This is a genomic window from Catenuloplanes nepalensis (assembly GCF_030811575.1).
Lineage (GTDB): Bacteria > Actinomycetota > Actinomycetes > Mycobacteriales > Micromonosporaceae > Catenuloplanes > Catenuloplanes nepalensis.
In genome coordinates this window covers 2,326,531-2,345,303 of the sequence record NZ_JAUSRA010000001.1, presented here as the reverse complement: position 1 = coordinate 2,345,303, position 18,773 = coordinate 2,326,531, and the positions used below count along the sequence as shown (strand labels likewise).

Below are 18,773 nucleotides of genomic sequence, written 5' to 3'. Positions count from 1 at the left end.
CGGTGACCGTTTCGTGTACGCGGGCCCGGCCCGCTCCACGTGGAGCGGGCCGGGGTGTGGTCAGCGGCTGACCCACTTCTGGTTCGCGGTGCCGGCGCAGTCCCAGATCTGCAGTTTCGCGCCGGCGGCGGTGTTGAGGTCGCGGACGTCGACGCACCGGTTCGCGGCCGTGTTGACCAGGTCGCCGGCGTCGGTCAGCACGAACTGCTGCCAGCCGGTGCCGTTGCAGTGCGCGAGCTGGATGGTGGTGCCGTTGGCCGGGTTGCCGCCGGCCACGTCCAGGCACATGCCGAGCGCGGTGACGGTGCCGTCCGCGGTGAACGTCCAGCGTTGCGCGTCGTTGCGCAGGCAGTCCCAGACCTGTAGCGGCAGGCCGTCCCGGGCCTGGCCGCCGGGCACGTCGATGCACCGGCCGGACTGCATGCCGGTCAGCGCGACGCCCTGCTCCGCCGGCGGGACCGGGTCCTCCGGCGAGTCGGTCTCCTCCTCCAGCGGCGGAATCTCAGCCGTCGGAGTCACCTCGGCCGTCGGAGTCACCTCCGCCGTCGGAGTCACCTCAGCCGGGGGAACATCCTCGGCCGGGGGAAGCTCCCCGCCACCGCCGCTCTCGTAGACCCGGACGTGGTCGACGACCATGGTCTGCGGGAACTGCGTGCTGCCGTCCGGGTTGCCCGGCCAGTTGCCGCCGACCGCCACGTTGAGGATCATGAAGAACGGCTTGTCGAACACCCACCGGTTGCCGCCGATGTCGGCCGGCGTCTTCCGGCTGAACTCCACGTCGTCCAGGTACCAGACGATCAGATCCGGGGACCAGTCGATCGCGTACGTGTGGAACGCGTCGCCGAGCGGCGCGTCGTGCAGCGCGGAACCGCCGCTGGCCCCGCCGCCGGAGTAGCCCGGCCCGTGAATCGTGCCGTGCACCCGGTTCGGGTCCTTGCCGACGTTCTCCATGATGTCGATCTCGCCGCCGTCCGGCCAGCCGCCGCCCTCGCCGAGCATCCAGAACGCCGGCCAGACCCCCTGCCCCTTCGGGATCTTCAGCCGGGCCTCGAACCGGCCGTACGCGCGGCTGAACTTCCCCGCGGTCAGCAGCCGCGCGGATGAGTACTCGCGGCCGCCGGAACTCTCCCGGCGCGCCGTGATCACCAGGTGGCCGTCGCCGTCCAGCGCGGAGTTGGCCGTGCTGTCCGTGTAGTTCTGCAGCTCGTTGTTTCCCCAGCCGCTACCGCCGGTGTCGTGCTTCCACCTGGTCGCGTCCGGGCCGGTGCCCTCCGCGCCGTCGAACTCGTCCGACCAGACCAGCGTGCTGGCCGCGGACGCGCCGGGCTCACCGCCGGCCAGGTGGAAACCGGCGCCGAGGCCGGCCGCGACCACGGTGAGCGCGACGAGCGAGCGGCCGAGCCGGCTGTTGATGCGTATTCGATCCATCCGGACCTCCGGGTCCTGTGTGGGGGTTCAGTACGCGCCGCGGTGCAGGTCGTCGACCAGATCCGCGAGGCTGAGCAGCACTTTCGGGGCCTTGCGCACCTCGGCGCCGAGCCGCCACTGCTCGATCCAGGGCACCCGCCAGACGGGTGCGACCGACCGCAGCACGCGCGTGCGGCGGAACAGCTGCCACGGCAGCCGGCCCGGCGCGTCCGCGACCAGGACCAGCCCGAGCAGCTCCATGCCGGGCGGGTGCCGGCCCTCCCGCATCGCGGCGAGCGCGCGGGCGGCCGCACGGAGTCCGCCGGCGTGCGTGCGCGCGACGAGCAGCACGCGGGCCGGCTCCGCGCGGGACTCGGACGGCCACCGCGCGCCGACATCCGTGCCGCCCAGGGCCGCGGCCAGCGTGCTCGCGCCCGCGCCGCCGTGCGCGGCGACCCAGCCCAGACCGGCCGGGGACAGGCCGGGCGGGCGCTCGGTGGCCACCGCGCTTCCGTTGATCGTCATTGTTCCCTCACCTCGTTGGCGGTCGTCTCCGCGTACTCCGCGGGCACGTCGTCGAACTCGCCCCAGTTGTCGTGGCCGTGCGCCTCCACCGGCGCGAGCGGCCGGGACACGCGCACCAGCGTGCGGTCCTCGCCGGGGTCCCGGTCGGCGCGCGGCGGGCGCCGGAAGAGCTTCGGAACCTGCAAGCCGCGGGGTACGTGGCCGGAGTCCTCGGCGTCACCGCGCCAGATCCGCCGGAAGCGCAGCCCGAGGAAGACCGCGAGGCCGAGCGCCAGCAGCGTGACCAGGATCAGGCCGACCGGGTTGCGGCGCTGCCCGCCCGGCTCGGCGCCGTCCGGCTGCTCCTGGCCCGGCGGCGGGTCGACGGTCAGCGGGTCCGGCGAGGCGCCGTTCGCCTCGGCCGGCAGTTCGCGGCTGACCGCGGCGCCCGGGTCGACCATCCCCCAGCCGTAGAGCGGGTCGGGGCGGCGCACGTCGCTCATCCCGTCCGCGGTGGCGAGGATGCGCTGGCGCACCTGCTCCGCGGACAGGTCCGGGTAGGCCGCCCGGACCAGCGCGGCCACGCCCGCGACGTAGGCGACCGCGTAGTGGCCGCCGCTGCCCGCGCCGCCGCTGATCCCGGCACTACGCACGTTCACGCCGGGCGCGGAGACGTCGACCGCACCCTTCCGGTAGTCGGCCACGGACTGGCCGGCCGCGCCGACGCCGGCGACCCGGATCACGCCGTCCGTCGCGTCCGGCGCGGGTGCGCCGCCGGACGGTGCGGAGACGACCACGACCGCGCCGGCCTGGACCGCGCGGCGGATCGCCTCGGCCACGTCCTTCTGCGTGGGGTCCACGGCCGTGCCGAGCGCGAGCACGGTCGCGCCCGCGGCGACCGCCTTGGTGATGCCGGTGGTCTGGATGTACGGCGTGGTGGTCGGCGTCGTGGTGAGGATCCGGACCGGTAGCACCATCGCGTCCGGCGCGACGCCGGTGAGGTCGCCGTCGCCGGTCGCGCGGGCCGCGACGATCGCGGCGATCGAGGTGCCGGTGCCGAGGCAGTCGACGTCGGCCGGGCTCTTCGGGTCGGTGACGTTGATGCCGGCCCGGACGCGGCTGGACAGCTGCGGATGCAGACCGTCCACACCGGAGTCGACGACCGCCACGGTCTGTCCCTCACCCCGGCTGCGCGGCCAGGCCTTGTTCGCGGCGATCCGCAGCGCCGCCCAGTCCGGTTTCGCACTGGCCGCCGCGACCGTGCAGCCTCCCGGCGACGGCCTCAGCCCGGACGACGGAACCGTCGGGATGCCCCCGTCGGTGGGCTTCGCCGGCGGGCTCACGGGCCGATTCGCGGGCGGGCTGCCCTGCGGACTCTGCGCGTTGCCCTGCGGATTCTGCGGGCTGCCCTGCGGATTCGCCGCCGGGCTCGCGGGTGGCTTGGGCGAGGCCGACGGCGGATCCTGCGGTTCCGGCGCCGCCTCGGGCAGCAGTCCGTACTCGACGCCGTCGCCGTAGGCGTCCCACGGCAGCACCAGCAGCCAGCCGTCGCTCAGCTTCGCCGGATCGGTCAGCACGCCGCCGCCCGGCTGCTTCCGCCCGGTGTTGAGGTGCAGAATCTCGGTGTACCGGCTGGTGTCACCGAGCAGCCGGGTCGATATGTCGTAGAGCGTCTCGGCCCGCCCCTCGAACGCGGCCTGCACCTCGTAGTACTTCGTGAAACTCTGCTCCCCCACCGCCAGCGCCGGAGCCGGCGCCACGACCAGGGCCAGGCCGAGCAGTGCGGCCAGGATCCGCCGGCACGTCATCGACGCGTTCCCTTCCACATCGGTCTCGCGGCTCACAGGTGCCTGCCGGTCGGGTGGCCGGCCGTCGACGCGATGCTGGCCCGGCGGGCGAGGGTGTCGCCGTGCTGCCGCTCACGAACGGCGGGATCGGTCGGCGCGCTGCTGACCAGCGAGGTCACGGCCGCCGCGGTCGCCACGTCCGGACGCTCCTCCCCGGCCGGCGTCGTGCGCCCGCTCACCGCCGCGGCCTCGGGAAACAGGTCCGGCCGCTCCTTGTGGAGATCGCTCAGCGGCTTCATCCCCGGGTCGGCGAGGATGAGTTCGATCGCCCGCGCCACGTCCGAGGGCTTGGGAGGTGTCTCGCCGGCCGGTTCGGCCGCCGGGCCGTTCCCCCCGCCCCCTCTCCCGGCATTCCGCTGCGGCTGCGCGCCCAGCAACTGGATCAGCAGCCTCCGCCACTCGGACACGTCCGAGGCCGACGCGTGCGCCTGGCCGAGGTTGCCGAGGTCCGTGTTGATCGCCGTGACCGCGGCTCGCACGGCCTCCGGTGGAAGATCACTCAATCTGGTCGTACCGGCCACGTCAGTAGTCCCCGATCCGGCGGGTGTAGCCCCGCTCGTCGAGTGCGCCGCGCAGGGCGCGCAGCGCGTAGAAGGTGCGGGACTTGACCGTGCCCGCCGGGACGTCGAGCACCTCGGCCGCCTCCGCGACCGTGCGCTCCTGGTAATAGATCTCCACGAGTACGGTCCGGAGCCGCTCCGGCAGTGCCGCGATGGCGGACCGGATCTCCCGGTCGTCCAGCCGCCCGTCCACGTCGACCTCGGCCGCGGGCAGGTCCGGCACCGAGTCGTCCAGCGTCTCCGGTGGCCGGGACCGCGCGGCCCGGACCTGGTCGATCACGATCCGGCGGGCGACCGTGCAGAGCCAGCCGCGGCTCCACCGCCCGTCCCTCATCCGCGCGTCCGGGTTCCGCCAGGCGCGCAGCATCGTCTCCTGGACCACGTCCTCGGCCCAGTGCACGTCGCCTTTGACCAGCCGCTTGACGTAGACCAGCAGAACCGGGCGATGCACCCGCTGGAAGTGCTCGAGCGCCGCCTCCGGCGTCTCGCGCGTCGACTCGGAAATCGGGGCCGTGCTCTTCACATTCACCACCAACGAACTCATGGGTACGTGTTCCGGGCGCTCAGTCCGGGACCGCGGCGCCGAGGCCCGCCCCGAGATCGACCGTCACCACGGTGCCGCCGTCGGGCTCGGTGACGGTGACGGAGACGACGTCGCCGAGCACCGCGTCCAGCCGGCCGGACAGGTCCTGCACCGTGCCGGTGTCGACCCAGGCGGCCACCAGCGCGGTCCGGCCGCCCGCGGTCGTGGCGTACAGCTGGTACTGCTCGTCCGGGTCCAGGCCGCTGACCGTGGCCTGGACCAGCGCCTCGCCGGAGACCGGCTCGCTGACCACGACGGACAGCGACACGCCGCCGGCCCGCCCGGTCGCGGCCGCGGTCACGTACGGGCCCTCGGCGCCCGGGGCGTCCCCGCCGCCGCGGACCAGCGACGTCACCGCGAGCCCGGCGGTCAGCAGCGCGGCGCAGAACAGCCCGCCGGTGGTGGCCAGCGCCCGGCGCCGGGTGCGCGGCGGGCGGTTCCGGGGCCGGACGGTGCGCACCAGCGGCCCGATGTCGGGCGCCGCCGCGAGGTCCTCGATCAGGTCGTCCCCGGGCGTCGCCACCGGCTTCGGCGCGAACCGCGCGAACGCGGACGGCGGCGGGGCGTCGCGGTCCCGGTCGAGCACGCCGAACGCGTCCAGCAGCTCCGCCCGGTGCGCGCCCTCGACCAGCGCGAGCGCGGCGACGAGCTCGACGATCTCGGCCGCGGTGGCGCGGCAGGCCGCGCACCCGGCGAGGTGTGCCTCGATCTCGCCGTCCCGCGAGTCCGGCAGCGCGTCCAGGTAGTAGACGCCGAGCAGCTCCGCGACGGGATGCCCGTCCGGGGGGTCGATCAGCACGGCACATCTCCTCCTCTCGCCGTCGTGCGCAGTGCGCCGGTCTCGGCGAACCGCTCCGGGTGGTCCTTCAGCAGCCGCCGCAGGTCCGCCAGGCCCGGGTCGGCCAGGACCAGCGCGGCGGTCAGCACGCGCAGCGCGCCCAGCCATCCGGCCGCGTCGAACGGCTCCGCGGGGGCGGATGCGGGCGCCGGGCGTGGCCGGACCGGGCCGCTGATCTGGCGTACCGCCGTCTCGATGGTCCAAAGGTTGTCTCGCCAGTTCGCGGCGCGCGGTTCCCGGGCCAGTGCCCGCAGGTCGCGTTCCAGCGCGCGGAAGACGTCGTGGACGAGCGTCGGCGGAAGCCCGGCGAGCACGTCGACGTGCTCGGCCCTGTCGGGGACCACGGTCTCTCCCGTCCCGGGTCAGGGCCGCACGCCCTCGGTGTACGGGATCTCCTTCAGCCGGTGGCTGCCGCGCTTGCAGCCGGCGAACGGCCCGGACGGGTCGCGCAGCACCGGCAGCGTGAGGTTGAGGTGGTCGCGGTGCCAGGCGGAGAGCGACTGCAGCGCGGCGCCGGGCGCGTTCGCGTCCTGCCAGGCGAGCCACAGCGCGTGCAGCCGGGCCACCGCCTCCAGGTGTTCCCACCACTGTGGGCACCAGGGGAGCGTGGTGGTCACCTCCCGGCCGTAGACGGGGAGCAGCAGTCCGTGCACCCAGGTCTTGAGCCGGCTGAGCTCCTCGGAGAACATCGGCTCGGCCATGAACAGGATGAACGGCGACTCCGGTGGCGCCTCGGCCTCTGTCGTCATCGGACGGTTCCCTCCTCGATCGGGCTGATCAGTCCGGGCGCACGGTCGGCCCCGGTGGCGCGGTCGGTGATCGCGCGCTCCTCCGCCTTCGCGGCCGCGGAGATCGGCCCGGCGTCCGGCTCCTTGAACCAGGGCCGCAGCCGGATGAGCGCGGGCCGGACGCCGGTCGCGAGCAGCAGCGCGGTCCCCTTCGGCAACGCGCGGATCCTGTCGGCCGGGAGGATCTGCTCCTGCCGGTACGACGTCGACCGGGACTTCCCGTCGCGGCCGCGCGACGTGCTGAGCGTCTTGACGTCGTGCTGGCCGACCAGGCGGGCGACCTTGTCGACGAAGTCCGCGTCGTCGAGTCCCGCGCCGAGCAGTTTGACGGTGGCGGCGCTCCACAGCGCGTCCATCCCGGCGTCGCCCCAGACCCGCGCCCCCTGCCGGTAGCTCTGCAGCAGCGTCACCACGTTGATGCCGCGCGAGCCGAGGTGGCTGTAGAGGTCGGGCAGGTCGGAGATGCGGCAGACGTTCGCGGCCTCGTCCAGCACCGCGGTCATCGGCGGGTCGAGCCGCCCGCCCATTCGCTCCGCGGCCTGCACTCCGGCCCGCATGGTCGAGTCCGCCAGGCCCGCGATGACGCCGGCGGCCGAGCCACCGCCGTCCTTGGACAGCAGGTAGAGCGTGTCCGTGCGCAGCACGTGCGCGTCCGGCCGGAACTCGGGCGTGAACGGGTCGGGCGTGACCCAGGCCAGGATCTCCGGGTCGAGCAGGCAGGAGACGCACTGCCGGGCCGTCTCGTAGATGCCGTCCCGGGTCTCCACCGCGCCGCGGACCGTGCCCTGCAGCTGGTCCGCCATCGCGGGCAGGCCCGCGTCCCGGAGCAGATCCACGGGGGTACGGTCGGCTGGGTCGGCCAGCCAGCCGAGCAGATCGGTGATCGACGCGCCGCTGCGGCCGGCCGCGAGGAACAGCGCGGTGAGCGTGTTCTGCGCCGCGGAGATCCAGAAGTCCTTCTTCGCGGTGTCGTCGTTGATCGAGGCGACGAAGTGACCGGCGAGCCGGCGCGCGCCCTCGATGGTGACGCAGACGGAGAGCATGTTCCACCACATGGCGCGCCGGGTGTGCGCGATGCCCTGCGGGTCGAACGTCCACACCGTACCCACGGCCTCGCGTCGTGCTCTGGTGACGGCGTAGACGTCGGACTTGTTCGAGGTGAGCAGCACCGCGCCCTGCGCGCGCAGCACCCGCGGGATCGCGATGCCGGTGGACTTGCCGGCCCGCGGCGCCATCAGGTCCAGCTCCACGTCCTCGAACGAGGACCGCAGCTCCGGCCCGGCCGGGTGCAGGTCGCCGAGCAGGTTCCCGGTCTGGTCCGGCCGGGGCTCCTTGACGCCCTTCAGGGACGGGCGCAGGCCGCGCGCCCGCTCGGTGACCGCCTTCGGGGCGAACGCCGCCATGTCCCGGGCCGTCGCCAGCCCGCTGCTCTTCGCGTCGCGGGGCCGCAGCCGCGTGATGATCTCGAAGCCGATCGTGGCGGCCACGGCCAGCAGGAGCAGGATGCCGCCGTAGACGGCCCACCCGGGTGCGCCGGGCCAGAGCGCGGCCGGTCCCCGCTGCGTCATCGTGACCAGCGCGTCCGCGGAGAACGGCGGCGGGCGCCAGCCACCGCCGGCCGCGGCGACGCCGAGCGTGCCACCGGCCGCGACCGCGCCGTAGCCGCCGAGACCGGCCGCGACCACGACGAGCACCGCCACGCCGGCGTCGTTGCCGGACCGCATGCCGCTCATCGCGCCGCCGCCGCGGCCTCGGCCCGGCGGTCCGCCTCGCCGTTCTTGACCCAGCGTGTGTTCGTGTCGTGCAGCAGCCGTTCCGCGTCGGTGATCGTCATCCGGATCGGGATGCCGGGCCGGCCACCTACCTTGATCAGGAACCGGCCGCGGCCGGGTGGCTCGTCGTTGACGCCGGTCGCGGCCCAGCCGGGCGGCGACGACCAGGACGAGACCAGCTCGATCTCCCGGCGGGACAGGCCGACGGTCCGGCCGAGGTCCTCCATCTCCGACTTCGGCAGCCCGGCGCAGACGACCATGCCGGCCCGCTCGACGAAACCGCGCGCCTTGGCCCGGTCCGCGTCCGTACCCACGGATTCGGCGTCCTTGAGCGTGTGGGTGATCTTCGCGTCGCCGAGGCCGAGCGAGCGGTTGAGGCGGGTCAGCGCGTCGATCCGGTCGACGATCCCGGACGCGGCGCGCAGCGGGCGCCACAGCTCGTCGAGCACGGTGAAGAACCAGCGGCGCGGAGCCAGGCCGGCGTCCGCGAGCGCGTGCGCGGCCGCGACCGTGCCGAGCCCGTCGGACCAGGCCGCCAGCATCGCGGCCGCGGTCAGCTGGGTGTCGGACTCGCCGATCCGGGAGATGTCGATGCAGACCGCGGGCGCGTCCGGGTCGATGTGGGTGGACGTGGTGGCGGAGAACGTGCCGCCGAGCGGCCCGTCCAGGATGCCGAGCAGCGAGCGGTGCAGCGGGTCGACCGCGTCCCGGTAGCGGGTCTCCTGGCCGCGGTCGAGCGTGACCGCGCGGACCGGCTCCGGGCCCTCGGTCAGCACCGCGAGCAGGTCCGGCAGCAGGTACGCCTTTCCGGCCGCCCGATCGCGCAGGTGCCGCAGGCAGGCCGCGAGCACGGCCTGCTCGTGGTCGCCGACGGCCTGGCCGCGCACGATGGTCAGCAGCGCCGCGACCATGTTGAGGATCCGGCCGTCCGCCTCGGCCGCGAGCGCCTCGCCCGCGGCACCGCCGATCCGCCGGGCCGCCGCGCCCATCGCGCCCGGGTCGAGCACGTTCAGGCCGCCGACGCCGCGGCCGATCGAGATCACCTGGCCGCCCAGGGCCCGTACCGTGTCGGCGTAGTCGGGTTTGAGGTCGCCCAGCACCAGCGGCGTCACGCCCTGCGCGGCCAGTCCGATGAGGATCCGGTTGACCAGCGTGGACTTGCCGAGGCCGGGCATGCCGAGCATGAACAGCGACGGGTTGGAGATGTAGCGGGCGCGCATGAACCAGGACAGCGGGTCGCCGCACACGGTCGCGCCGGTGGCCAGGTGCTGGCCCAGCGGCACGCCGCTCATCGGTGCGCCGGACCCGGCCGAGAACGGCCACAGCCCGCACGCCTGGACCGTGGTGGCGCGCCACATGGTGGGCGGGTCGACGTATCCGACACGGCCGCCGCCGGAGCCGGGCCAGCCGTGTGTGGGCACCGAGCCGGCCCTGGCCTTCTGCGGGATCGCCTTGACGGGGGCCGGAGTCTCGATGGCCGGCAGCGCGTTACGGGCGCCGGACGCACCCTTGCGCCAGCCCGTGCCCAGGTACGACGTTCTCACAGTGCCTCCTGGAGCTCGTGCGGGATCAGCGTGTACTCCCAGGGCAGGACGCCCGCGGGCAGCGAACAGGTGAACGCGGCCGCCTGCATGCGGTCGGCCGGGCGCATCGACAGCCGGGACCCGGCGATCAGGTTGCGGACCGTCACGTTCGCGTCGACCAGTTCCTCGGCCGCGTCCACGGTCACGGTCAGCAGCAGCGAGAACTCGACCAGCCCGGCGCCGGACGCCTCCTCCGCCGCGGTCTGCTCGGCCGCGGCGATCTCCGCGGACGCGCGCGCCTGCACCAGGCCGCGGCCGGAGCTGGCCATGAACTGCGCGCTACGCCGGTCCGACTCGACGATCTTGGCGGAGGTGGCCGGGTCGATCGGCCGGTAGAGCAGCGTGACGCGCTTGCGGCGGGTGCCGGGCGCGGCCTCCAGGATGTCGCGCAGCACACCGGAGCCGACCGTGCCGCGCGGCGCCATGGTCAGCATCCAGGTGCGGGAGACACCGGAGTCGTGCGTGTACGAGTCGGCCGACTCCACGCACGCGGCCGGGCCGGCGTCGTCCCACTCCAGGCCGGTGCCGCCGTGCTCGGCGCGCGCCTCCATCACGTCGGTGACGGACGCCGGGTCGTAGGCGACCCGGACCACCTCGGCGATCCGCTCTGCCGACAGCGGCTCGGCCGAGCCACCGCCCGCGCCGATCAGGCCGCCGCAGAGACCGGGGATCCGTACCGCCAGATCGGTGATCACGTCGTCGAGGTCGCGTTTGTTGCCGCCCGGCGCCGCGTAGGTGAGCGTCACGTAGGTGTGCATCTCCGACGACGCGGCCGGGTACTGCTCGACGATCTCCTCCATCACGGCCCGCGCGATGGCCGGCGCGTCCGGCGCCAGCCGGGGCAGCACCTCGGCCGCGAGCGTGCGGCCGGAGTCCGGCGCGGTCTCCACGATCACGGACGCGCCCTTCAGGTTCGGCTCGTGCGACAGCCGGGCCAGCCACTCGCCCCACAGCGCCACCCACACGTCGACCTGCTCCTGGTCGACCAGGCCACCGCCGTCCGGGACGCACTCCAGGACCACGGTGAACCGGTTGCGGCCGCGGTGGTGCAGCACGCCGAACGGGCGGTCGAACGCGTCCCGGCCCTCCCCCATCCGCACCTGGCTGAGCAGGCCCGGCGGGCTGAACCGGCCACCGGAGCGGCGGGACAGCGGGCCGGAGACGTAGAGGTGCTCGCCCCGGGCCCGGCGCCGCCGCCAGCTGCTCCGGGTCGCGGCCATCTGGTAGACGTTGCGGCCGTCCTCGGTGCGCACGGCCAGCGGCGCGATCATCGCGGCCAGCGGCACGAACACCACCATCGCGGCGGACAGCGAGATCAGCGACGCGAGCAGCACCACGACGATGCCGGCGAACGCGGCGATGGTGCCGATCAGGCCCAGCGGCCCGAGCCCGGACCGTCGTGGGCGGCGCCAGTTGCCGTAGGTACGGCGGGCGACGGCCTCCGTGGTCATGTGAACCTTCCCTGTCAGTCGGGGTTACCGTCAGTGGAACCGCGGTCAGTCGGCGTTGCCGCGTCAGTCCGGATCGCGGCGTCAGCCGGGGTTGCCGCGTCAGCCGCGTCAGCCGGGATCGCGGCGTCAGTCGGGGTTGCCGGAGACCGCGCCCTGCGCCAGATTGGTGCCGTGCTTGACCGCGGTCGTGGACGCCTTCGCGGCCACCAGAGCGGCACCGCCGATCGCGCCACTCGCGGCGCGCCCGGCGCCGGACGCGATCGCCCGGCCCACGCTGCGACCGCCGCCTGCTCCGCCGCCGCCCGTGCCGCCGCCCGCTCCGCCGCCGGTGGCTCCGGCCGCGCCGGTCGCTCCCCGGCCGCCGGACGCACCGCCGGATCTTCCGCCGCCCCTGCCGCCGCGCATCGCGTACCGCATGCCGGCCGAGCCGACCGCGCCGGTGGCCTGGGCCGCGGCACCGGCGCCGGACGCGACCGCGCCGGACGCGCCGTCGGAGTTGCCGAGCGCCATGGTCGCGGGCACGACCAGCCGGAGCAGGCCGGGCAGCGCCACCGCGGCCATCAGCAGGACACCGCAGCCGGCGATCTTCTGCTGCACCGCGTTCTCGCCGGTGTAGGCGATCATGGTGGCGCCGACGTAGAAGATCAGCCCGACCGCCGGCTTGTAGATCAGCCACGCGGTCATCCAGGCGATGTGCTTGCGCCACCAGGACGAGCCCCACTCGGTCATCGACGCGACCGCGGCCAGCGGCAGCGTGCCGACCAGCAGCACCATCACGCCGAGCCGGATGTAGAGCAGCACGATGTGGATCAGACCGGCGATGAGCAGCAGCAGACCGATGATGATGATCAGGAACGTGGAGATGTCCGCGTTGTCGCACGACGCGATCGACTTGAGCTGCTCCTTCACGCCCGCCTTGAACAGGTGCTCGGTGTAGCGGTCGGACAGCAGCGCGAGCTGGATCAGCACGAACGACCCGGCGCCCGCGACCAGGATCAGGCGCAGCACGCCCTTGACCGCGGTGATGCCGGGCTGACCTCGTCGTTCCAGCGCCATCCGGGCGGCCGCGAACAGCAGCGACGCGACCGCGATCGTGACCACGAGCCAGTTCGTCTGCAGCCCGATCTTGTGGTTGATGTCGTCGTCCACGGACAGCGTGGGTACGTTGAGCGCCAGGTCGCCGAAGAGACTCGCGGCCGCGTTCATGATCGCGCTGGCGATCTTGCGGAGCAGGCCGTCGATGCCCGTGTCGAAGAGCTCGGTCAGGCCGGAGAACGCGCCGACGTAGACGATGTCGCCGTTCGAGCAGTCCGGCATGTCACGCTCCCCACAGGATGAAGCCGGCCGTGGTGGTGACCGGGGCCGGCGGCGTGTAGAGCTCGCCCGCGGAGGACGGCACCACCTGCCAGTCACCGTCCGACCAGGCCAGCCGGTAGTCCGCGGCCGCGTCACCGAAGCCGGCCAGACGCACCAGCACGCGTACCGTCGCGCGCTCCGCGGTGTAGACGCTCAGCGCGAACCCGGCGACCGTGACCGCGGTGTGCGCGGCCGGTGCGTCGTCCAGCGAGGACCGCATCGCCACGAAGATCTCGCGGCCCGGCCCCGGCGCCACCTGCCGCTCCACCACCGCGCGCCAGTCACCGCCGCTCAGCTGCCGCGGGATGACGTGCGCGGCCATCACCGCGCCGGCCGGCGTGTGCGCGAAACACCACAGCACCGGGCCGTCGGTACGGATCGGGCCGGCCGACGCGGACAGCGGCACCCGCGCGCCGTTCAGCTCCCGCCAGGTCACGTCCGCGGGCGGCCCGGCCGGCGCGTCCTGGATCGAGTCGTCGGTCCGGCAGCCGTCCGGCCGCCCGTCGACCAGCACCGTGCCGGCCGGGCGCGGTGCGGCGTCCGTCACCGGCTCGTCCCGCAGCACCAGGAAGCCACCGCCGCCGCACAGCAGCACCGCGAAGGAGACCGCCGGGACCAGCCAGCCCCGCTGCCGCCAGAACGGTGGCGGATCGGTCTCGAACCTGCTGCCCACCTAGGCCCCCGGCGCGTCGAAGAAGAACTGCACGATCGGGCCGGCCGTGGCGACCAGGATGCAGCCGCCCAGCACCAGGCCGAGCCGGCTCATGTGCTCGGAGCTCTCGCCGCGCTGGTGGGAGATGGCCATCATGGTGCCGGTGACCAGCACGCCGACGACGCCGGCCGCGGTGCCGGCCCAGGCGATCAGGTTCATCGCGGTCGTCACCATGGTCGCCAGGTCCGCGGGTGCGGCACCGCCACGGTCCGGCGACGGCACCTCGACCTCGGGGAACGCACCGAACGCGGCGAGAGAGCGGTGGATCGAGAACACGGTTTCCTCTTTTCGCAGTTTTGATCAGGGAAGCTTTATGTCGAGGAACGTGAGGATCGGCGCCACCGCGACCGCGATGATGCAGGAGATGCCGACGATCGTGAGCTGTCGCCATTGGTCCGGCCCGAATCCCATGTCGCCGCGGCGCATCTGCAACGTCATGTTCAGCCCGACGATCAGAATTCCGACCACACCGGAGGCGGACACACTCCAGGCGAGAAGATTGAGCAGATTGATGTCGACGCGCCGGCCCTCGTCGTCCTGCACGGAGGACGGATCGAACGCGATGATGGTCGGCACCGGCTGCGTGACGGCCGGCCGCGGAACCGACTCGCACTCCATCTTCGCGCCCTGCACCGTCCCGGAGAACGTGCACCAGTGCCGCCCGGTCGCGTCGTATCCCTTGTGGGACGGACCAGCCTGGATGTAGAAGTCGAGGAACACACCGGCGCCCCGGTCGTCGACCGTGATGGTCTCGCTCTGCGCCACGAGTTTGTTGCCGGTGCACCGCCGGGCGTCGGAGTCGGGACCGTCGAGTTTGCTCCTGATACAGGCGTTCACCGTGTAGGCGCCACTGTTCTTGATACGGACCGAATGCTCGACCCGGGCGCCCGCGCCGGCCGCGGTCGCGCCGTGTGGAGACGGCACGGCCAGAAGAACGATCACGAACACCGACGCCGACGCCAGTACGGCACCGAGCCGATTCGAAAAGGCACCCACCGACCCTCCCTCCAATCACTGTCCACTGTGTCTCAGTGCGCTCGGAATGCGTTCACCGGCCACGTTTCCGATTACGCGACGCAGACCCAACGGAGATCCGCTCGGATCGGTTCACGGCGCTCCGGCAGCCGTCCTGAACCGCCCCGGCGGCATCTCCGTTGGGTTCGTGTCGACCGAGGCGAGGGGCGTGGCGAGCGGATGTCTGCGAAGGGTGCGGGACGGGCGGCACGGGCGGCACGCGCCGCGGCCGAGGGCGCCGGGCCGGGCGAGCGCAAGCCGATCGACGCCACCCAGGCCATCGGCATCGCCGTCGCGGTGCTGGGCCTGCTACCGGTCCTGGTGCTCGCGTTGATCTGCCTGCTGGCGCTGGCCCTGATCGTCGGCGTGGGCGGCCTGGCCGCGCCCGCCGACCCGTCGGCCAGCAACGGCCCGTTCGTCGCGGACGTGCTGCTCGGCGGCGACCCGCACAGCGAGCTGTCGGCGGAGAACATCCCGGACCCGGCGCTGGTCGAGCCGCTGCGCGAGGCCGGCCGCCAGTGCACCATGATCAGCGCGGTGATCCTGGCCGCCCAGATCATGGAGGAGTCCGGCTTCGACCCGGCCAAGGTCGGCCCGAACGGCGAGACCGGCATCTCGCAGCTGCCGCCGGACGTCTTCGACCGGCTCGGCGAGGACGACGACGACAGCGGCGAGGCCTCCGCACTCGACCCGGTCGACTCGATCTTCGCCCAGGCGCGGTACCTCTGCGAGCTCGGCGACGCGGTGCAGCAGCTGATCGACGACGGCAGGGCCGCCGGGGAGCGGCTCACGCTGGCGCTGCTCGCCTACGACATCGGGCTGGCCGAGGTCGAGCGGCGCGGCGGGATGCCGGTGCCGGACGTGAGCTCGTATCCGTACCGCGTGCGCGTGCTCTTCCCGCGGTTCATGACCGGTGGACCGGAGCTGCCGGGCAAGGACGTGCCGCCGCCGGGCAGCTCCGGCAAACTGGACGAGGCCGCGTTCAACCAGATCTTCCCGGGCCGGATCCCGTTCTACACGTACGCCGGCCTGATGACCGCGATGGCGAAGTATCCGGCGTTCGGCCAGACCGGCGACGAGACGACCCGCAAACGCGAGATCGCCGCGTTCCTCGCCAACGTCAACCAGGAGAGCGGCGGCCTGCGCTACGTCGAGGAGATCAACCGGTCCGCGTGGGGAAACTACTGCAACGCGCAGGCCCCGTACGGCTGCCCGGCCGGCCACACCGCCTATCACGGCCGCGGCCCGATCCAGCTCTCCTGGAACACCAACTATCACGCGGCCGGCCAGGCCCTGAACCTCGATCTACTCAACAACCCGGACCTGGTGATGACGAACGCGTCGGTCGCGTGGCAGACCGCGCTGTGGTTCTGGATGACCCAGTCCGGCGCCGGCACCATGACCCCGCACGCGGCGATCACCAACGGCTCCGGTTTCGGCGAGACCATCCGCAGCATCAACGGCATCCTCGAATGCCACGGCGGTCAGCCCGCCGCCATCGCCAACCGCGTCAATTCCTACCGCGAATACACCCGCATCTTGGGCGTCACCCCCGGCGACCGCCTGGAATGTTGACCCGTAAGCAGCCCGCCGCACCGCTGGTCCGCCTGAACCGGCACGGAACAACATCCGTTTGATCCGCAAGAGGAATCATCCTCGATCCCCCACCGGAGGAACAATGAGCACTCCAGCGCAGCGACCGAACCCAATTCGCAGAAGCACGACCGCCGTGGGAAGCGCCCTGGCCGCAACCAATGAGACCACCGGAAATCGCAATGTCGATGAGATGTGGAGAAAGATCAACACGGGACTTCTGATTCTGAAAGGTATCGGAACGGCAGCGCAGAGCAACACCACCGAGCTGACTGCAGCCGGTGCGAGCGCGGTGGCGAACGGGCTCCGCGGTCTCGAGACCGCCTATCAGATGTACCAGACCGCACAGTACGACCACACGGTCCACGCAGGCTCCGCCTTCGTGGCGGCTGTCGGCGACGTCCTGACCCTCGTCGGAGACAAGATCAACCATGACCAGCTCAAGAAAGCGGGAATGGGAATCAGCATTGTCGCCAACGCAATCAACCTGGCGTCAGACACGGACAAGGCGCAGTTCAAGGCGTCTGTTACCAACACGTACCGGTCCGTGACCGGCACGATGAACGCCCTCATCCAGGGCTACACCAGCGTCCCGCAAGCGCCGATATTGCCCTTGCACCAAGCCGCGGGCGCGGGCACGACCTTGACGAGCTCACCGACGCAGCTCCCACCGTCCCACCTGCCGCCGAGCCTCAGCGGAAGCCAGCAGAGCGTCAACCTGGGCAGCACCCCCACCACTCAAAACCGATAGGGAGGGTTATTCAGCACGTTACGCGCAGGCGGCCCTGGCCTGCGGCGACGCGGCTTCGGCTCGCCCGCTGAATAAGCCTCAAGAGGCTTATTCAGCGCGGCGTACCGGCACCGCGTCGCCGCAGGCCGCGCGGTCTGACGAGGGCGGCGCTGAACAAGCCTCCGAGAAAATCGAAAGCAACCTCGCGACCCGAGGATCATGACGGCTCACCCGCACCTCACCTTCCGCCTGCTTCTGACCCAAAGATCGACCCCGCATCGCGGAAGATCGGTCCCGATAACCAGCTGATCTTCCGCATGACGGGACATCCCCACCAGCATGTGGCAACGCCGCGCGCACTACGGGAACAACGCCCCGAAATATCGCCTTAAAGACACCCGGCCGTCGCCCTCGAATCCGACTAGTGATACATGGCGCACCGTATGAGGCACTCATACGGTGCGCCATGTATCACTAGTCGTTTCGCATGATCAATCACGCAGCCGGGAAGCACTGCCGACCTTCCGGCACCGGGTGCGGGACGCTCCCCACCCGGAACGCTCCGGCCTTTCAGCATCGCGCCAGGAACGCTCTCGAACTGGACCGCGACCTCACGCGGTGTCGGGCCCCGCCCGAAGATCCGGGCTACCGACCTTTCAGCGCCGTGATCAACGCGCCGAGGATCTGTAATCCAGGAGGCTTATTCAGCGGGGCGAGCCGACGCCCCGTCGCCGCAGACCAGCGCTGTTAATGCGTAACGTGCTGAATAACCCTCAAAGGTCGTTGACGTTTCGCGGATGGTGCATGGAGGCTTATTCAGCGTCGCCAGCCCGGCCTGCGGCAACGCGGCGTTGGCTCGCCGCGCTGAATAAGCCTCATGATGGCCGCGCAGAGGCCATCATGCACCATGGGCGATTAAATTCGCGGTCATCGCAGGCATCACGATGGATCTCAGTCGCCGGTGCGGCTCCAGTAGTCGTAGGTGTAGAGCACGGCCAGGGCGTCGAGCACGTCGGTGGCGTTCAGCGCGGTTGCCAGCGCCGGGACCGCGCGGGGCGGCGACGGTCGTCGCCCACTCGTGCTCGAAGAAGTCCGCGTCGCGGCTGAGGCTCTGGCCCTGGATGGTGGGCGTGCCGGCCGGGCCGAGCACCGCCCCACACGCGGCGGGAGTAGCCGGGGCCACTGACGTCGTGCAGCGTGACGGTGCGCCGGTCCAGGCGGACCACGCTACGAGGCGGCGGCCACCGGGCGTTCGGGATGGCCCGGAGTCACGGGATACAGCAGTTCCGGGTCGCCGGTGAGGAGGCGGTGGAGGACGGTGGTGACGGCGGGGCCGGGGCGGGTGCCGAGGTCGGTCCGGAGGTGCCGGGCGAACTGGTGGTAGTGGGCGAGGGCGGCGGCGCGGCAGCCGCTGGCGTACAACGCGATCATCATCAGCGCGTTCAGGTCCTCGCTCAACGGCTCGGAGGCGAGCATCAGCGCGATGTCCGGTGCGGTGTAGGCGGCGTGGCCGAGGCGGATCTCGGCGTGCAGGCGGTCGACCTCGGCCTGGCGGAGCAGCCGCTGGAGGCGTACCCGCTGGGCGTCGGTGTAGGGGCCGAAGGTCCCGGCCAGGATGGTGCCCTGGCGCAGCGCCAGCGCGGACCGCAGGGACATCGCGGCGGTGGCGTGCGCTCCGGCGCGGGTGGCGGCGGCCGCGAGTCCGGTGTGGCGGCGGAAGTGTGCGACGTCGGTGGCGAGCGACGGGAGCGGCAGCGCGTAGCCGCTGTCGGAGGACGTGATCGAGACGTCCGTGCCGGCCAGGGCCTGCCGGAGCCGGGAGATGTAGGTGCGCACGGTCGCGGGCGCGGCCGGCGGGGGTGTGTCGCCCCAGAGCGCGGTGGCGAGCCGGGTGAGCGTGACCGGGGTGCCGGCGTGCAGCAGCAGGATGGCGAGGACGGTGCGTTGCTGCGGGGAGCCGAGGTCCAGTTCCCGGTCGCGGTGCCGGCCGCGGACCGGTCCGAGCAGGGAGAAGTCGATCATCGGGGGACGGTAT

At 72.6% G+C, this 18,773-nt stretch carries 18 protein-coding genes; 2 read left to right on the top strand and 16 right to left on the bottom strand.

Features of this window, described 5'->3' with window-relative positions:
- Positions 1-60 precede the first annotated feature (60 nt).
- The 15 genes from J2S43_RS09690 to J2S43_RS09620 all read right to left on the bottom strand — a co-directional run bounded on the left by J2S43_RS09690 (position 61) and on the right by J2S43_RS09620 (position 14,397).
- The gene (locus tag J2S43_RS09690) at positions 61-1,428 is read right to left on the bottom strand and encodes a family 16 glycosylhydrolase (protein ID WP_306828482.1); all 1,368 of its coding nucleotides are present in this window, start codon (positions 1,426-1,428) and stop codon (positions 61-63) included.
- 27 nt (positions 1,429-1,455) lie between these two features.
- Positions 1,456-1,932: a DUF6668 family protein gene (locus J2S43_RS09685; protein ID WP_306828481.1), complete on the bottom strand. Its 477-nt coding sequence runs from the start codon at positions 1,930-1,932 to the stop codon at positions 1,456-1,458.
- Positions 1,929-3,719 (bottom strand): S8 family serine peptidase, encoded by a 1,791-nt coding sequence (locus J2S43_RS09680; RefSeq protein ID WP_306828480.1) that lies wholly within the window; start codon positions 3,717-3,719, stop codon positions 1,929-1,931. Before J2S43_RS09680 ends, J2S43_RS09685 begins: the two co-directional genes overlap by 4 nt.
- 32 nt (positions 3,720-3,751) lie before the next feature.
- Complete coding sequence (locus J2S43_RS09675; RefSeq protein WP_306828479.1) at positions 3,752-4,279, bottom strand: hypothetical protein; 528 nt, start codon at positions 4,277-4,279, stop codon at positions 3,752-3,754.
- A 1-nt stretch (position 4,280) separates the two neighbouring features.
- A complete protein-coding gene (locus J2S43_RS09670; protein ID WP_306828478.1) occupies positions 4,281-4,841 on the bottom strand; it encodes a sigma-70 family RNA polymerase sigma factor in 561 nt (186 codons plus the stop codon).
- A 40-nt stretch (positions 4,842-4,881) separates the two neighbouring features.
- Positions 4,882-5,700: a zf-HC2 domain-containing protein gene (locus J2S43_RS09665; protein ID WP_306828476.1), complete on the bottom strand. Its 819-nt coding sequence runs from the start codon at positions 5,698-5,700 to the stop codon at positions 4,882-4,884.
- Complete coding sequence (locus J2S43_RS09660) at positions 5,694-6,083, bottom strand: hypothetical protein (RefSeq protein ID WP_306828475.1); 390 nt, start codon at positions 6,081-6,083, stop codon at positions 5,694-5,696. The genes J2S43_RS09665 and J2S43_RS09660 overlap by 7 nt, the downstream gene beginning before the upstream one ends.
- Before the next feature lie 18 nt (positions 6,084-6,101).
- On the bottom strand, positions 6,102-6,488 hold the full coding sequence (locus J2S43_RS09655) for a DUF4913 domain-containing protein (RefSeq protein WP_306828473.1): 387 nt from the start codon (positions 6,486-6,488) through the stop codon (positions 6,102-6,104).
- Positions 6,485-8,260, bottom strand: coding sequence for a type IV secretory system conjugative DNA transfer family protein (locus tag J2S43_RS09650; protein ID WP_306828471.1), 1,776 nt, complete (start codon positions 8,258-8,260; stop codon positions 6,485-6,487). Before J2S43_RS09650 ends, J2S43_RS09655 begins: the two co-directional genes overlap by 4 nt.
- Positions 8,257-9,843, bottom strand: a complete 1,587-nt coding sequence (locus J2S43_RS09645; protein ID WP_306828470.1) for a putative type IV secretion/conjugal transfer ATPase — start codon at positions 9,841-9,843, stop codon at positions 8,257-8,259. The genes J2S43_RS09650 and J2S43_RS09645 overlap by 4 nt, the downstream gene beginning before the upstream one ends.
- A complete protein-coding gene (locus J2S43_RS09640; RefSeq protein ID WP_306828469.1) occupies positions 9,840-11,333 on the bottom strand; it encodes an SCO6880 family protein in 1,494 nt (497 codons plus the stop codon). Before J2S43_RS09640 ends, J2S43_RS09645 begins: the two co-directional genes overlap by 4 nt.
- 126 nt (positions 11,334-11,459) lie before the next feature.
- Complete coding sequence (locus J2S43_RS09635; protein ID WP_306828468.1) at positions 11,460-12,650, bottom strand: hypothetical protein; 1,191 nt, start codon at positions 12,648-12,650, stop codon at positions 11,460-11,462.
- A 1-nt stretch (position 12,651) separates the two neighbouring features.
- Positions 12,652-13,362 (bottom strand): DUF8175 domain-containg protein, encoded by a 711-nt coding sequence (locus J2S43_RS09630; RefSeq protein ID WP_306828467.1) that lies wholly within the window; start codon positions 13,360-13,362, stop codon positions 12,652-12,654.
- Positions 13,363-13,677 (bottom strand): hypothetical protein, encoded by a 315-nt coding sequence (locus J2S43_RS09625; RefSeq protein WP_306828466.1) that lies wholly within the window; start codon positions 13,675-13,677, stop codon positions 13,363-13,365.
- A gap of 24 nt (positions 13,678-13,701) precedes the next feature.
- The gene (locus J2S43_RS09620) at positions 13,702-14,397 is read right to left on the bottom strand and encodes a hypothetical protein (RefSeq protein ID WP_306828465.1); all 696 of its coding nucleotides are present in this window, start codon (positions 14,395-14,397) and stop codon (positions 13,702-13,704) included.
- A gap of 198 nt (positions 14,398-14,595) precedes the next feature.
- Between J2S43_RS09620 and J2S43_RS09615 the strand changes: the two genes are divergently transcribed.
- Complete coding sequence (locus tag J2S43_RS09615) at positions 14,596-15,990, top strand: glycoside hydrolase family 19 protein (RefSeq protein WP_306828464.1); 1,395 nt, start codon at positions 14,596-14,598, stop codon at positions 15,988-15,990.
- 154 nt (positions 15,991-16,144) lie between these two features.
- On the top strand, positions 16,145-16,759 hold the full coding sequence (locus tag J2S43_RS09610) for a hypothetical protein (RefSeq protein WP_306828463.1): 615 nt from the start codon (positions 16,145-16,147) through the stop codon (positions 16,757-16,759).
- Between the two features lie 1,206 nt (positions 16,760-17,965).
- Here the strand turns inward: J2S43_RS09610 and J2S43_RS09605 are convergent.
- Positions 17,966-18,760, bottom strand: a complete 795-nt coding sequence (locus tag J2S43_RS09605; protein ID WP_306828461.1) for an AfsR/SARP family transcriptional regulator — start codon at positions 18,758-18,760, stop codon at positions 17,966-17,968.
- Positions 18,761-18,773: the final 13 nt, after the last annotated feature.